The sequence below is a fragment of the Nocardia sp. CA-119907 genome, from assembly GCF_050955995.1.
Lineage (GTDB): Bacteria > Actinomycetota > Actinomycetes > Mycobacteriales > Mycobacteriaceae > Nocardia.
This window is the reverse complement of sequence record NZ_CP192091.1, coordinates 6508846-6523261: the sequence shown is the minus strand read 5'-3', so window position 1 is coordinate 6523261 and position 14416 is coordinate 6508846. Positions and strand designations below refer to the sequence as shown.

Sequence of the window (14416 nt, the reverse complement as noted above, 5' to 3'; positions counted from 1 at the left end):
CGAGTGGGTTCGGGTGGCGAGGTTTGTGCGGTGGTTGGTGCTGGTGGCGGTCGGGGCCGCGCTGATCATCGTGCCGGGGGCGCAGGTCGACCCGGCCGTGCGGTTCGCGCACCAGCGGCTGCACTGGAAGTCGTGCGGTATCGAGGATCTGGACAAGGCGGGGGCCGAATGCGCCGATGTGCTCGTACCGCTGGACTATCTGCGGCCCTACGATCGCACGCTGAAGGTGGCGATCTCCCGGGTCAAGGCCACCGATCCGGGCCAGCGCCAGGGGATCCTGCTCGCCAACCCGGGCGGCCCGGGCGCCTCGGGTTTGGACAGTGTGGATCTGCTCGGTGACGTGCTATTACCGCAGGTGCGGGCGCGTTTCGATCTGATCGGCATGGATCCGCGCGGTGTCGGCGAGTCCGGACGAACTCCGCGCTGCGGGTGGCCCGTCGGCGAAATGATCCATTCCGCGGGTCTGGATCCGGCGGGCTTCGCGCGCGAAACCGCATTGGCGGCGAATATGGCCGCCAGCTGTGTTGCCGACGATCCGGTGAAAGTTCGCCAGCTCACCACCCGCAATACCGCCCGCGATATGGATATCATCCGCGCCGTCTTGGGCGAACCGAAGATCAGCTACTTCGGCGTCTCCTACGGCACCTATCTCGGCGCGGTATTCACCCAGATGTTCCCGGAGCGCAGCGACCGGATCGTGCTGGACAGCGCGATCGATCCGGACCGGTATTGGGAGGGCCTCGTGCGGGACTGGGGCGCCTCGGATGAGCGAGCGCTCGATGACTGGTCGAATTGGGTTGCGGGACAGGACGATACCTATCACTTCGGCACTACCCCGGCCGACGTGCGTGCCACGCTGGCGGAGCTCATGGCCGCGGCCGCCCGGCAGCCGATCGTGATCGACGATTTCCCGATCGATGATCATTGGCTGCCGTTTCTCTTGCACAACATGGTGACCGACTTCCGGCGCAACCAAGCGCTGGCCGAGACGATTCGGGAGATCGCGGACGCGGTGGGCGGTCCGCCCGTGGCGGCGCGAGCACCGCGGCTGCACATCGTGCTGCAGGCATTGCGATCCGAGGAGAACTCCGTACTGGCCCAGATCGCCTGCGGCGATGCCGCGGCGCCGACCGATCCGGCCTGGTACTCGAGAAATATCGAAGCCAGCCGCGCCAGCCAACCGATCTTCGGGGCGCTCGCAAACAATATCCAGCCGTGCGCGTACTGGCCGAGACCCGTTGAACCCGCCACCACCGTTCGCAATTCGGTTCCCGTGCTCATCCTGCAGGCGACCGGGGACGCCAGGACCCCGTATGACCACGGTGCTCGGCTACATCAGCAGCTGTCCGGATCGCGCCTGGTCACACTGCAAGATGTCCGCATCCACATGACATTCCGGCCCGACCTGAGTGCCTGCGTGAACAATGCGATCAATAGCTACTACGTCACGGGTGTCCTGCCACCCGCCGATATCACCTGCCACGCCGATCGAACAACCGAATAGGCATCAACCCGGCACCACCGCCCACGAGTGATACGTCGACGCCGCATTCCACAGGAAGAAGCTATGGGTTCCGGCGGCCGCCGCGGCATCGATCTGGGCCTTGACCTCGCCGTCACCGTAATTCACCCCCAGGCTGAAATCCTGCAGCCACGGAATGACCTCGGCCCCGGTGCCTTTGGTCTGCTCGAAGAAGTCGGCCAATGACCGGAACACGATGTCATACGGCTGCGAGTTGGGATTGCCGACACCGTACTCACCCGGATTCCAGTGCGAGGGATAGAGCATCGGCGCCACATAGTCCACGTACCGAGCGATCGACGGAATGTCCTGTGCGATCTCATCCGGCCGGGTCGCGGCGATTCCGAATACCGCGGCGCCGAGGTCGGCGCCCTTATCGCGCACCGGATTCCGGCTCTCGTGCAGGAACTCCGCGATGGATGCGCTCGGGGTTTCGGTCAACCCTGGGAACTGCATCTGCGACAGCGGACCGTCCGGTCGCCGGACATAGTCGTACATAATGCCGTCGAATCCCAGCTCGGCCGCCTCGCTCGCGAGATCGATATTGTATTTGCGGATTTCGGGATCGGCGAAGTTGGTGAACGCGATCGCACCGTACTTACTGGCATACGGTTGGCCGGACGGGTTCTGGATGACCCAGTCCGGATGTCCTTCGCGCCAGGCCCATCCGGCCAGGGTCGGGTCGCGGAATGCGACGATCCGTCCGACCACGCGCAGATTCATCTCGTGCAGTTGCCGCAGTGCGGCGCGCACATCGTAGATCCCGGCGGCGGCGCCCGCTTGCCGTGCCAGCGGCACCTGCGAGTCGTAGCCGATGATCCCGTCCTCGTCCTTGATATCGAGCTGAACGGTGTCGATGCGTCCCGCGCGTGCCATATCGAGCACGGGTTCACGCAAGCCCTCGTAGGCCCATCCGTACGCGGTCATATGTACGGCTTTGACCCTGGGCATGTCGACCGATGTCGTAATGGCCTGCGTCGCCTTATTTCCCGCGGCGTCGACCGCGACCACTTCGCCGCCGACCGGCGCGCGGGGCAGTGTGATCTCGAACGAACCGTCCGCGGCCGGCGTCACCGACTGGGCGCCGACCGAAACCCGCACCGCACCGGATTCCTTGCCGCGCACCGTGATCGGCTGACGATACGAGGCGGCCTTGCCCGGCTGGGTCAGTTCGAGTTTCGGCGCTTCGGCATCCACGGTGAAGGTCGCGGTGGCCCCCGGACCGGTGCTCAACAGGCCGAGTATGCCCCCGCGCGGGATCTCGGCGGTGAACCTGTGGTCGCCGTCGGTGAGGTGTCCCGGGCGGTACACCACGGTGTCACCCTCGACGGTGCCGGGCACCGCTGTCCCGTCGAGTTCGAGTCGCATGGCATGAGGGTCGTGGCCGTGCGTGTCCACCCGCAATGCGAGACCGGCCAGTGCATTCGCGTTCACCACCCCATCCGGTAGTCCGGACAGTGCCAAACCCGCGGGTTCGGCCCGATTGGCGCCGATGATCACGGATGCGATGAGAATTGATAAAGCCGCGGTAACCGCTATTGCCGCCAGCCGCCATCGTCCGGTAATTCGGACCAATTTGTCCAACGCGCACACCAACTTTCATCTGTCGCTATCGCCTAACTATCTACCTCAGACAGCGCTCGTGGGCGCACATATTCCGATTCGCAACCGAGATTCCCTGCCGCCGCGTACCGTTCCAACGGTGGTGCGACGCGTGGCTATCGGAGCTCGGGTTGTCCTGTCCGCCTTGATATTCGCGACCGTCACCGCATGTGGTTCGGCGGCCGATCCCGTCCCCGCGGCCGTCGAAATCGCCTCCGCTCCGGCGACGACACCGGTGCCCGACCCAGCTGCCGTGGGTGCCAATGAGCTCGGACTCGTGCCGATCCTCATGTATCACCAGGTGACACCGGCACCGGCGGGCGAATACGACCAGACGCCCGAGAAGTTCCGCGCCGAACTCGAACGGCTGTACCGCGAGAACTATCGCCCGGTGACCGTCGCCGACTACATCGCCGGTCGCATCGATATCCCCGCGGGCACCCACCCGGTGGTGCTCACCTTCGACGACTCCACCGTCACACAGCTCCGCTTCGCCGAGGACGGAAAGGTGGCCCCCGACACGGCCATCGGAATTCTGGAGGACTTCCGCGTGCGTCATCCGGACTTCGCGCCCACCGCGACGTGCTATGTCAACAATGACCCGTTCGCCGATGACGGCCGCGCACTGCCCTGGCTGGCCGCGCACGGCTACGAAATCGGCGCCCACACCGCGAACCACGCCAACCTCGCCGGTCTGGACAGCACCGGCGTCCAACGGGAACTCGCCGCGAACGTGCGCGCGATCGAATCCGCGGTGCCCGGCTATCGCGTGCGCACCATGGCGCTACCGCTCGGCATCTTCCCGCGTGAGCGCGGCCTCGCCACCACGGGCGGCTGGGACGGTGAGCCCTACACCTTCGAGGCCGTGCTGCTGGTCGGCGCCGAACCAGCGCCGTCTCCCTTCGGCCGGGTCGATCCCGCCGGTATCCCGCGCATCCGATCCGGCAGGAATGAGGTCGACTTCGCCGCGGCCTACTGGCTCGATCGCCTCGACCGGCATCCGGACCAGCGCTTCACCTCCGACGGCAACCCGAACAAGATCTCGGTCCCCAAACAGCTTGCCGATGAACTGGATCCGCGCTGGCGCGACCGGTTCAATCCCTATTGACAAACATAGATGCAAGTATGCTGAGAGTTTGCGGGACCAGTCCCGGGTATGTCGTCGGCACTCTGGAGATGTTCGGCGCCACGCTCGGCGAAACCACGCATGTGATCGCCGATGCCGCGGAGCTGGCCGAACTCCCGGCCGACAGCTCGCTCGCCGAGGACACCATGCCGGGGCTGACCGATGGGTGGGCCTGCTCAGTGTCGAGCAGATCTGAGATCCGTCGAATCACGCCGAGCCGGTGATGATCTTCGGCTGCGACCGAGCTGTGGCCGGCGATCCGGTGCAGTGTCGCCGGGATCCGCTGAGCCGCTGAGGGGTTCGAGGATCGACTATCCGATTCGGTGATGGCTCGGTGTCGGTCGTCCGGCAACCGATCACCAGCCCGTTTCGAGCTGCGTGACCCTATGTATATTAGCCACCGCAACGAGTTACAGGGGATCAGCGAGTGGGGGCAGATCGCTTGTGGCGCAGTATGCCAATTCGCTCGACCGGCTCGACTCAGTTTTCGAGAGAACTTCTACCACGGATAGCCGATCAGAACTAGGGCTCAAATATGACGAATGCGACCACCCAGGCACCGGCAGCGCCGCCGGACCTGGATGCCGGTGAGGGCACGTCACTGTCGCACCGGCAGATCCTGACCATCCTGTCCGGTCTGTTGCTCGGCATGTTCCTCGCCGCGCTGGATCAGAACATCGTGAGCGTCGCCATTGTGCGGATCGCCAACAGCCTGGACGGATTCGATGAGCAGGCCTGGGCGACCACGGCATATCTGATCACCGCGACGATCACCACGCCGCTCTACGGCAAACTGGCCGATATCTACGGCCGAAAGCCGTTCTACCTCACCGCGATCGGGCTGTTCGTCCTCGGCTCGGTGGCCTGTACGTTCGCCACCTCGATGTACGAACTCGCCGGATGCCGCGCCTTCCAGGGACTCGGTGCCGGCGGGCTGATGTCGCTGGCCTTCACCATCATCGGCGATATCGTGCCCGCCCGGGAGCGGGTGCGCTACCAGGGCTATTTCATGATGGTCTTCGGTGGCGCCACCGTGCTCGGGCCGGTGTTGGGCGGCTTCTTCTCCAACTATGACCAGCTGTGGGGTGTCGAGGGCTGGCGCTGGGTGTTCCTGGTCAATGTGCCGATCGGTGTGCTCGCGCTCGGTGTGGTCGCCAAGGTGCTCAATGTGCCGCATCAGCGTCAGCAGCACCGCATCGACTGGTTCGGCGCGGTCGCATTGACCATCTGCGTGGTGCCGCTGCTGATCGTCGCCGAACAGGGCCGGGACTGGGGATGGGGTTCGCAGCGCGCGCTCGTCTGCTACGGGATCGGTGCGGCCGGGTTGCTGCTGTTCGTGCTCGTCGAATTCCTGATGAAGGACGCGGCGCTGATTCCGTTGCGGCTGTTCAAGAATTCGACCTTCAGCGTGACCATCGCGGGTGGGTTCATCGTCGGTGTCGCGATGTTCGGCGCGATCGTGATGGTGCCGCAGTACTTCCAGGTGGTGCGCGGATATTCACCGACCAAATCGGGTCTGCTGATGCTGCCGCTCGTGGTCGGCATCATGTTCGGGTCGCAGGTCGCCGGGCTGATCACCAAATTGACCGGGCGCTACAAGGTCCTGCCGGTGATCGGAACCTTCGTCATCGCGGTCGGGTCGGCCCTGTACGGCCAGGTGCACTACGACAGCCCGCTATGGCAGCCGCTGGTCTACGGCGGTGTCATCGGGTTCGGCCTCGGTGGCTGCATGCAGACGCTGATCATCGCGGCGCAGAATGCCGGCCCGCGTTCGGATATGGGTGTTTCGACCGCATCGGCGACCTTCTTCCGGCAGATGGGCGGCACCCTGGGCGTCGCGGTATTCCTGACCATTCTGTTCAATCTGTTGCCGCACCGGATCATCGATGCGTTCGGCGGAGCGTTGCCTGCGGGGTTCGATGCCACGCAGCTGAGCACCATGCAGAGCAATACCAGTGGGATCGCGGCGCTGCCGGACGAACTGAAGGTGCCCATCCTGATCGGGTTCACCGATGCCATGCACGGCGTCTTCTATGTCGCGTCGGGTGTGGCACTGCTGGCGTGTCTGGTGCTGATGTTCATGAAAGAGATTCCGCTGCAGGACAATCCGGTGCCCACACCGGAGCCGATCACCTTGGATGCCGAACCCGGCTGGGCCGAGGCACAGGTCTGGGAGGGGGCCGCGGAGGTGATCTCCGAGCCCGAACCCGTGCTTGCGGGTGCGCTCAGCAGACATGTTTCGGTGGAGCACGACGGCAACGGCGTGTATGTGGCCGCGGTGGTGCCGCAGTCGTTTTCGGGCGGTGAATACGAAGGTGGCACGATCGGCGGCCGGATCCGGCGTGCGGACGGCAGACCGGTGTCGGGGGCGGTGCTGACCCTGATCGACCAGCGCGGCAAACAGGTGTCGCGCGCGACCGGCGATGCCGACGGCGGCTACCTCATCGGTGCGCCCGCGGCGGGCAACTATGTCTTGATCGCCTCGGCGACCGGACATCGACCGGAGGCGGTCAGCGTGGCCGTCGGACAACGATCGCAGCTGCTGGACCTGACCCTCACCGGTTCCGGTGAATTGTCGGGCGTGGTCCGCTCGGCCGGTCGCGGCACTCCACTATCCGGTGCCGCCGTCACCCTGACCGATATGCACGGCGAGGTCGTCGGGGCCGCCATTACCGCGGGCGATGGCGCCTACGCCTGTCACGGCGTCGTCTCGGGCACCTACACCCTGGTGGCCGTCGCCGAGCACATGCGCCCGAGCGCGACCACACTCACCGTGCCCGACAGTGGTCTGCTGCACCACGATATCGATATGGCATCGATGGCCGTGCTGGCCGGATCGGCCTGGGCCGACGGCGACCGAGCCGTTCCGGATGTCCAGATCACCGTCCTCGACGCGGCCGGAGATCTGACCGCCACCGCCCGCACCGACGCCAATGGCCGATACCTGGTCACCGACCTGGCCGAGGGCCAGTACACGGTCATCGCCCGCGGCTATCCACCGATCCGCAGCCGAGTGACGGTCTCCGGCGGCGAAGTCGCCCACGACGTCCGTCTCGCCTACGAGCCCGACGACGCGGAGAACGTCTAGTCCCGCGCCCCCGCCAGCCGCACGATGCTGCGCATCAGGTCGAGGTTGTCGACGGCGGTCAGATGCGTCAGCGGCGGGCGGGTAGGTCGAGTTCGCGCAGGCCGTCGAGGAGTGCGCTGTGGGCGGCCCACGTTACGCCAGCGGCTCGTCCAGTAGGGCGGTCAGGGCACGAATCTCCTTGGCGGCGTTGCGGTTTGTGAAGTCGGCTTCGTACCGGACCGCATCGCTGGGGTCGGAGCGGACCGATTCGACCAATCGCCTCCGGCGCGGGCGCGTGGGTGAGATAGGTGCGCAGTCGGTCCGGGTGCTATCGGTCGACGTGCGGCAGCACCTCCGCGGCGATCCGCTCCAGCTGCGCGGCCTCGTCGAAAAGCGGGTTGATCAGGATCATTTCGGCACCGGCCGCGGCCACCTCGCGCAGACCTTGCACGCAGTCCTTCGGCGTTCCGTGCACCGCGACCGGCAGCAGGGTCTTACCGAATTCGCCGTAGAAATCGATCAGGGTGGCCGCCATGCGCTGCTCGGCCCGCACGGGGTCGTCGTCCACCGCGAGGTAGACGCGCTTGGCGATGCGGAAATCCGCTGGGGCGCCGGAGGTCTCGGCGAGCCTTTCGCGCACGAACCGCACCTGCTCGGCGAACTTCGCCGTCGTGGTCGAGCCCGCGCCGAAGAATCCGTTGCCGTGCCGGACCGCGCGCCGTAACGCGGCGGGCGTGCTGCCGCCGAACCACAGTGGGGGATAGGGCTTCTGGAACGGTTTGGGTTCCATGGTGGCGTCCGACAGCTGCCAGAACTCGCCGTCGATATCGATCCGAGGCTGGGTCCAGAGCGCCTTCATGACCCGCAGGTGTTCGTTGAAGCGGGTGACCAGGTTGTCGGCGGGGTCGACGTCGAAGGCGGAGAACATCCGGTTGCGGCCGCCGATGCCGACGCCGATCTCCAGCCGTCCGCGGGTGAGCTGGTCCAGGGTGCTGATGCGCTTGGCCAGGTGGACCGGGTTGTGCAGCGGCGTCACGAATACCGCGCAACCGAAGCGCAGGCGCTGGTTGAGGGCGGCGGCGAAGGTCAGCAGTTCGATCGGACTCAGATTGGGTGCCGAGCCGAGTAACTGCTCGGTCGTCCACGCGCTGTCGAAGCCGAGCGCTTCGGCTCGGTCCAGATATGCCCGCAGGTCGTCCGGTTGGAAGGTGCCGTCGGGGATCAGCTGCGGGACCGAGATGGCGTATCGCATCATCCGAGCCTAGTTCGTGTCCTCACCACCTGGCCGGGCGATCTTGATAGAGACTTGAACATGCCGGTAACTCGACTGTAACCGCCCGGCGAGCCGAAACACCGCCCGTGTGGATAATTATCCGAAAGTCGTTATCCCAGAGAGGAAATCACCGCCGTGCGGCAGATCTGCAGAGCCGTCTTCCTGGACGCTGACCACGAGTTGATCGGGTATTTGGAACCCAAGGTCGGGTTCATGAAACAGGCCTGGATCGGCGACGATTTCATCCAGGGGGTGGAACGCCTGTTGACGGTGCCGACCCGCGTGGTGTGGGCCGGCCCGCAGCCCCATCCGCAGGACATACCGACCGATGAGAACCTGTACGACAAGGCCGCCTCCGTCGCCCCGCTCGTGGCGCCGCGATTCGGCTTTATCGGCCGCTACATCCTCAACCACGACAAACGCACCTATGTGGACAAGGCGGCGGTGCTGGGCGGCGACGACCGTGAGCGCATCCACCCGCTGCCGATGCTGACCGCCGACGGCACCGGCTGCGAGGGCGGCCGCACCGGCGGTGCTGCCGCGCTGGTCGGTGCGTGGGCGGGGGACCGGATCTCGCTGAGCGCCACCGTGCCCACCGGATTCGAGCCGCTGAAGTACGACCTCGTGCCGAACTAGCCTATGGTCGACTACGGTCGACCATATCCGCTCGACGCGTGGCACGGAGGCATCTATGCGGGTGCGTTACCGCCTTTATGAACCCACACTGGTCACGCCGCGCTGACTCATCCTCGCCCGCGCGCCAACCGGGTGAGCTCGATGATCATCCGGTCGATTTCCTCGCAGGTGTTGTAGAACGCGAAGGACGACCGCACGGTCGCTTCCAGACCGAAGCGCCGCAGGATCGGCTGCGCGCACTAGTGTCCGGCGCGCACCGCGATACCCTTCTCGTTCAATGCCTTTCGGGCTGCTCGAATACGTAACCAGACTTAGCGGAGGGGTAGTTCTCAGTCGAATTCGACTTCCCAGCGCTTGATTCCATTGAGCCAACCGGAGCGCAGATGTTCGGGCTCGGCGACCTGGCGCAGATTGGGCATGGTGTCGGCGATCGCGTTGAACATCAGGTCGATCTCGAGGCGAGCCAGATTCGCGCCGAGGCAGTAGTGCGTGCCCGCGCCACCGAAGCCGACATGCGGGTTGGGATCGCGCAGGATATCGAAGTCGAAGGGATTCGCGAAGGCGTCCTCGTCGAAATTCGCTGAGCTGTAGAACAATCCGACGCGTTGGCCCTTGCGGATCAACTGTCCGCCGAGTTCGACATCGCGGGTCGCGGTCCGCTGGAATACCGAGACGGGCGTGGCCCATCGGACGATCTCATCCGGTGCGGTGCGCGGGCGCAGCTCCTTGTAGAGCTCCCATTGGTCCGGATGATCGACAAAGGCTTTCATACCGTGCGTGATCGAGTTGCGGGTGGTTTCGTTCCCCGCCACCGACAGCAGAATCACGAAGAACGCGAACTCGTCCGAACCCAGATGTTCGCCGTCGATATCGGCGTTCACCAATTTCGTCACGATATCGTCGGCCGGGCAGGCGCGCCGCTGCTCGGCCATGGTCCAGGCGTAGCCCGTCAATTCGAGCTGTGCCGTCGTCGCGTCGCTCGCGTACTCGGGATCATCGGCCCCGATCATCTGGTTCGACCAGGTGAACAGCTTCTTGCGGTCCTGCTGGGGCACCCCGAGGAGTTCGGCGATGGCCTGCAGCGGCAATTCGCACGCGACCTGCTCCACGAAATCACCGCTGCCGGACTTCTTGGCATCGTGCACAATTCGGGTGGCGCGCTCGGTGAGTGCGGCACGCAGGCCCTCTACCGCCCGCGGCGTGAAGCCCTTGGAAACGATGCGTCGGTTCTTGGTGTGCACCGGCGGGTCCATATTGAGCAATATCAGCCGCTGCATATCGATCTGCTCGCGGGTGATGTCGGACTGGTAGCGGATGATCGCGCTGTTCTCGGTCGAGGAGAAGATCTCCGGATGTTTCGAAATCTCCTTGATATCTTCAAGTTTTGTGACCGCCCAGTAGCCGCCGTCATCGAAACCGCTGGATCGGTCGTGTTGGACGCACCACCAGACCGGAGCGGTCCTGCGCAGCTCCGCGAATTCCTCGGTTGGCCTGCGTTTCGCCCACAGATCCGGATCGGTGAGATCGAATCCGGCGGGAATCGACGGCGTGGCCATGGCCACCTCCCAGAGGTAGAACGCGTTCTACACTCGATTGAAGCACAGTGCGTTGCCGTGCAGAGGTGAAACGCCTATGCGTCCCCGATGTGACGCGCGTTCGCGGCGAGGTTGTCGCAGCTCGGAGACGGTTTCGGCGGTCAGTGCTCCAGCTTGCGCAGGAGCGCGTGCAGCGTGCGCAGGTCGTCGGGGGAGAGGGCGGCGACCGCGGATGGTGCGGGATCGGGGGTGGCCATGGCCTCGGTGAGGATGGTCCGACCGGCGGCGGTGATGGAGACCTGTTTGCGCCTGCGGTTGGTCGGGTCGATCTCGCGCACCACCAGTCCGAGTTCGTCGAGGTTATTGACCGCGACCGTGGTCGCTGGCGCATCCATGCCGGTGGCCTGCGCGATCTGATTGAGCGTGAGCGGTCCGGGACGCAGGCGGCGCAGGATGCGAATCCGGCTGAACGGCAAGCCCGTTCGTTCGGTGACCGCGCGCTTCCACGAGTCGCGGGTATCCATCACCAGGTGGGTGAGTTGTGCCCACACCACATCGGCGGTGGGTGCGTCATCCGGCATGCGCGGGGACCCTCTCTTCCACTATCGGGGCGACGCGATCACGGGACCGGGCGGCCCATCGGGTATTCGCGACTATGCCGAGTATGGCGATCCCCGCGGTGAACACCGCAATCAGCCACCACAGACCGGCCCCGGTCAATGCGCCGCACAGTGCGACACCGATGCTCACGCCCACCTGTCTGCTGGTCGAGGCGACCGCCGCCGCGGCGCCCGCGCGATCCAGCGGCATCCCACTGACCGCCGACGTCGTGATCGGCGCGTTGACCATGCCGAAGCCGACGCCGAAGATCGCGAAGACGGTCACCAGCTGCCAGATCGGTGTGGTGGCGTCGAGCCGGGTGAGCAGTACGGCGGCAATGGTCATTGCGGTGCCCGCCGCGAGCAGCGAGGGTTTGGTCCCGTAGCGGCCGACCAGACGGCCGGACAGCGGCGAGAAGATCAGCGTCGCGACCGCCATCGCCAGATACAGCAGGCCGGTGTGTACCGCCGAATAACCGCGCACGCCTTGCAGATACAGCGAGCAGGTGAACAGGAACGCGCCAAGTGCCGCGAAGGCGAAGATCGCGGTCACCGTGGCCGAAGCGAACGGCACGCTCCGGAAGAATCGCAGGTCGATGAACGGATCGGTGCGCCGCGATTCCTGCCACAGGAAGGCCGCGGAGGCCACCGCCGATACCGCGAACACCACCGGCAACTGCTCGATCAACCCGAAGACCAGCGTGAACAGAAATGCGATCGCGAGCAGTTGGCCGATCGGATCGAGCCCGCGCACCGTGGCGGACTTCGATTCCGGCACGAATAGAGTCGTCAACACCAGCGCGAGCGCGCAGATCGGCAGATTGATCCAGAACACCGACTGCCACCCGAGTGAATCGATCAGCACACCGCCGACCATCGGACCCAGCGCCATCGAAATGCCGACCACCGCACCCCAAATGCCCACCGCGCGAGCGCGTTCCATCCGCCCGGTGAATACCTGCGTAATGATCGACATCGCCACCGGATTGAGCATGGACCCGCCGACGGCCTGCAAAAACCTCGCCCCGATCAGGGTTTCGATCGTCGGCGCGAGGCTGCACGCCAGCGATCCGAGGGCGAAGACCGTCAGTCCGATGCGGAACACCCGACGCCGCCCGAACCGATCGGCGGTCGCCCCCGCGAGCATCAGCAGGCTGGCGAGCGTGAGCGAGTAGATATCGATGATCCATTGCAACCGAGTCAGTGGCGCGTTCAGATCCGCCCGAATCGCGGGTACCGCCACATTCACGATGGTCGAGTCCATCGACACGATCAGCAGGCTCAGGCAGCACGTCGCCAGGACCAGCATCTTTCGGCGCGGCGTCAGCTCATCAACAGTTGTGTTCACACAATGATTGTGTAGTTACAACTGTTCCGAATGCAAGGATTTGGCCGGGGATGTGATCCGCGGAACATGGGTTCGGTTGCGTTATCCGAGAATGATGAGCGGGGGTTTCCCGACCTACCCGTCCGGTTCGGCCTGCTCAGCCTCGGTTGGGGCGGTCAGCCGCGCCCGGGCGGCTGGTCCTTCCGCAACGAATTCCGTCCCGGCCACGGTGACAGCAGCGGGCAACTGATCGTTTCGGATCCGTTCGGCGCACACGGATCGGCCTGCCTGGGCCTCGCCCGATTCAGATCCAGACGAATTCCCAAGATTGTTTGATCCAGCTGACCACCTGGACTGCGAACAGCGCGAGGCCGCCGCACCAGGCGAGCCAGTACCAAGCCGGGTGCAGATAGGGGATCGACCAGAGCAGTCCGACCGCGGGGATGAGGGGAACGATGAGGGTGAAAGCTGCTCGCATCGGAAGTCGGCTGATCGAATCCTGGTAGAGCCTCGTCCGCAAGTGCTGCTCCCAGCCGAAGAGCCGATTGTCCCCGGCTTGCTCGACGATGATCGGCCGGAGTTGATCGTTGATGTAGTCGCCCATGTAACGGGCATGATTGGCGTAGGTCTGGTACAGCATGCCCAGTGCGACCGAAAGGTACGGAATCACCAACAGCAACTGCGGCGCGACCCGCTGCGAAAGCACAAACGCGGCAACCGCCGTATTGGCGGAGATGTTCAGACTCATTACAGCGCGCTGACCGCGCCCGATCTCATCCAGCTCACCACGCAGAGCATTGAATTCCGCTAGCGCACAATCGATTACCAGTCTCGACTGCTCCGAGTCCGGTGGCCGCTCGCTCATCATTCCCCCTCCCGCGCCGGACATAATCAGCCCCGCAACGGTGAAACGAGCATACCCGTGTTCCGTCCCTGACGCCGTCCCGATTCCCCGGGATGGTGCGGTGCGCCACCGCGGCGACAACCTCACCGGCGATTGGTGTGGCGAAACGAGAGCATCACGGTGGACCTCACCCGAACGCCCCCGTGGCCGACGACGATGATCTTCCTCGTCACCTCATCACGGCCACCGCCGCACAGCGATCCGAAATGCATTCTGCCGCTCGATCGATGGCATCGGTCGTCCCATTATGCCGACCGAGGTTTGATGGGGAACGACGAGCTGGCTTGCCATGCAACGGAATTGCACGCCTGAATCCGATAATGCCAAGTGTCACTGAGGGTGGCCGCTGTCCCCACTGAACGGTGTGCCTACGGTCGCTACCGTGAGGTGTTCACCGCAGTGCGGCTGAACAACCTGCCCAAGGGCCCCAACCCTGAGCGGCGAGTACCTGCTCGGCGATGGCGATCTGCTGTTCACGGGTGGCTTTGTCGGCAGTCGGCGCATACACGGTACCGCCATACGCGGCCCAAGTGCCCGGCGAGAACTGGAGGCCGCCCTGAAACCCATTGCCGGTGTTGATATTCCAATTACCACCCGACTCGCATGCGGCCAGGTTCTCCCATTCCTCATCAGAGGCGGCGGAAGCTTGCCCAATGGATGCGATGCCGGCCCCGCCGATTATCACGCCAGTAGCGACGATCTTCTTGAGTGGGGTGCCCAAAGCGCTCATATCGCAGTTCCTTTCGAGTCAGCAAACCTGAAAAGGTGTCCAAGCATGAAAGGTGATCACTGGATCTTCGGCCGTTCGAGTGTGTGCTGGACGCC

Annotated in this window: 12 protein-coding genes and 2 pseudogenes; 5 read left to right on the top strand and 9 right to left on the bottom strand. The window is 64.8% G+C overall.

Annotated features, from left to right (window positions below; all coding sequences use genetic code 11):
• Positions 1 to 13: 13 nt before the first annotated feature.
• Positions 14 to 1504, top strand: a complete 1491-nt coding sequence (locus ACQP2D_RS28970) for an alpha/beta fold hydrolase (protein ID WP_433679090.1) — start codon at positions 14 to 16, stop codon at positions 1502 to 1504.
• 3 nt (positions 1505 to 1507) lie between these two features.
• Here the strand turns inward: ACQP2D_RS28970 and ACQP2D_RS28965 are convergent, their stop codons facing one another.
• Positions 1508 to 3022 (bottom strand): putative glycoside hydrolase, encoded by a 1515-nt coding sequence (locus ACQP2D_RS28965; RefSeq protein ID WP_433679088.1) that lies wholly within the window; start codon positions 3020 to 3022, stop codon positions 1508 to 1510.
• Between the two features lie 214 nt (positions 3023 to 3236).
• On the opposite strand from ACQP2D_RS28965, the gene ACQP2D_RS28960 reads away from it, so the two are divergent.
• The 3 genes from ACQP2D_RS28960 to ACQP2D_RS28950 all read left to right on the top strand — a co-directional run bounded on the left by ACQP2D_RS28960 (position 3237) and on the right by ACQP2D_RS28950 (position 7338).
• A complete protein-coding gene (locus ACQP2D_RS28960; RefSeq protein ID WP_433679087.1) occupies positions 3237 to 4232 on the top strand; it encodes a polysaccharide deacetylase family protein in 996 nt (331 codons plus the stop codon).
• A gap of 17 nt (positions 4233 to 4249) precedes the next feature.
• Positions 4250 to 4474 (top strand): hypothetical protein, encoded by a 225-nt coding sequence (locus tag ACQP2D_RS28955; protein WP_433679085.1) that lies wholly within the window; start codon positions 4250 to 4252, stop codon positions 4472 to 4474.
• A gap of 311 nt (positions 4475 to 4785) precedes the next feature.
• On the top strand, positions 4786 to 7338 hold the full coding sequence (locus tag ACQP2D_RS28950) for an MFS transporter (protein ID WP_433679083.1): 2553 nt from the start codon (positions 4786 to 4788) through the stop codon (positions 7336 to 7338).
• 132 nt (positions 7339 to 7470) lie between these two features.
• Here the strand turns inward: ACQP2D_RS28950 and ACQP2D_RS28945 are convergent, their stop codons facing one another.
• Positions 7471 to 7593: a hypothetical protein gene (locus ACQP2D_RS28945; protein WP_433679081.1), complete on the bottom strand. Its 123-nt coding sequence runs from the start codon at positions 7591 to 7593 to the stop codon at positions 7471 to 7473.
• A gap of 52 nt (positions 7594 to 7645) precedes the next feature.
• A complete protein-coding gene (locus tag ACQP2D_RS28940) occupies positions 7646 to 8569 on the bottom strand; it encodes an LLM class flavin-dependent oxidoreductase (protein ID WP_433679080.1) in 924 nt (307 codons plus the stop codon).
• 156 nt (positions 8570 to 8725) lie between these two features.
• Between ACQP2D_RS28940 and ACQP2D_RS28935 the strand changes: the two genes are divergently transcribed.
• Complete coding sequence (locus ACQP2D_RS28935) at positions 8726 to 9226, top strand: hypothetical protein (RefSeq protein ID WP_433679078.1); 501 nt, start codon at positions 8726 to 8728, stop codon at positions 9224 to 9226.
• Positions 9227 to 9333: 107 nt separating this feature from the next.
• On the opposite strand, the pseudogene ACQP2D_RS28930 reads toward ACQP2D_RS28935, so the two are convergent.
• The 6 genes and pseudogenes from ACQP2D_RS28930 to ACQP2D_RS28905 form a co-directional block, all read right to left on the bottom strand.
• Positions 9334 to 9510, bottom strand: a pseudogene (locus ACQP2D_RS28930) (aminotransferase class V-fold PLP-dependent enzyme); the annotation flags it as partial.
• Positions 9511 to 9555: 45 nt separating this feature from the next.
• Positions 9556 to 10782 (bottom strand): cytochrome P450, encoded by a 1227-nt coding sequence (locus ACQP2D_RS28925; RefSeq protein WP_433679077.1) that lies wholly within the window; start codon positions 10780 to 10782, stop codon positions 9556 to 9558.
• Between the two features lie 140 nt (positions 10783 to 10922).
• Entirely contained in the window at positions 10923 to 11342 is a 420-nt protein-coding gene (locus ACQP2D_RS28920; protein ID WP_433679076.1) for a MarR family winged helix-turn-helix transcriptional regulator, read from the bottom strand.
• A complete protein-coding gene (locus ACQP2D_RS28915) occupies positions 11332 to 12708 on the bottom strand; it encodes an MFS transporter (RefSeq protein WP_433679074.1) in 1377 nt (458 codons plus the stop codon). The genes ACQP2D_RS28920 and ACQP2D_RS28915 overlap by 11 nt, the downstream gene beginning before the upstream one ends.
• Before the next feature lie 283 nt (positions 12709 to 12991).
• Positions 12992 to 13435, bottom strand: a complete 444-nt coding sequence (locus ACQP2D_RS28910; RefSeq protein ID WP_433679073.1) for a hypothetical protein — start codon at positions 13433 to 13435, stop codon at positions 12992 to 12994.
• A 553-nt stretch (positions 13436 to 13988) separates the two neighbouring features.
• A pseudogene (locus tag ACQP2D_RS28905) lies at positions 13989 to 14321 on the bottom strand (transglycosylase family protein); the annotation flags it as partial.
• Between the last annotated feature and the right edge of the window lie 95 nt (positions 14322 to 14416).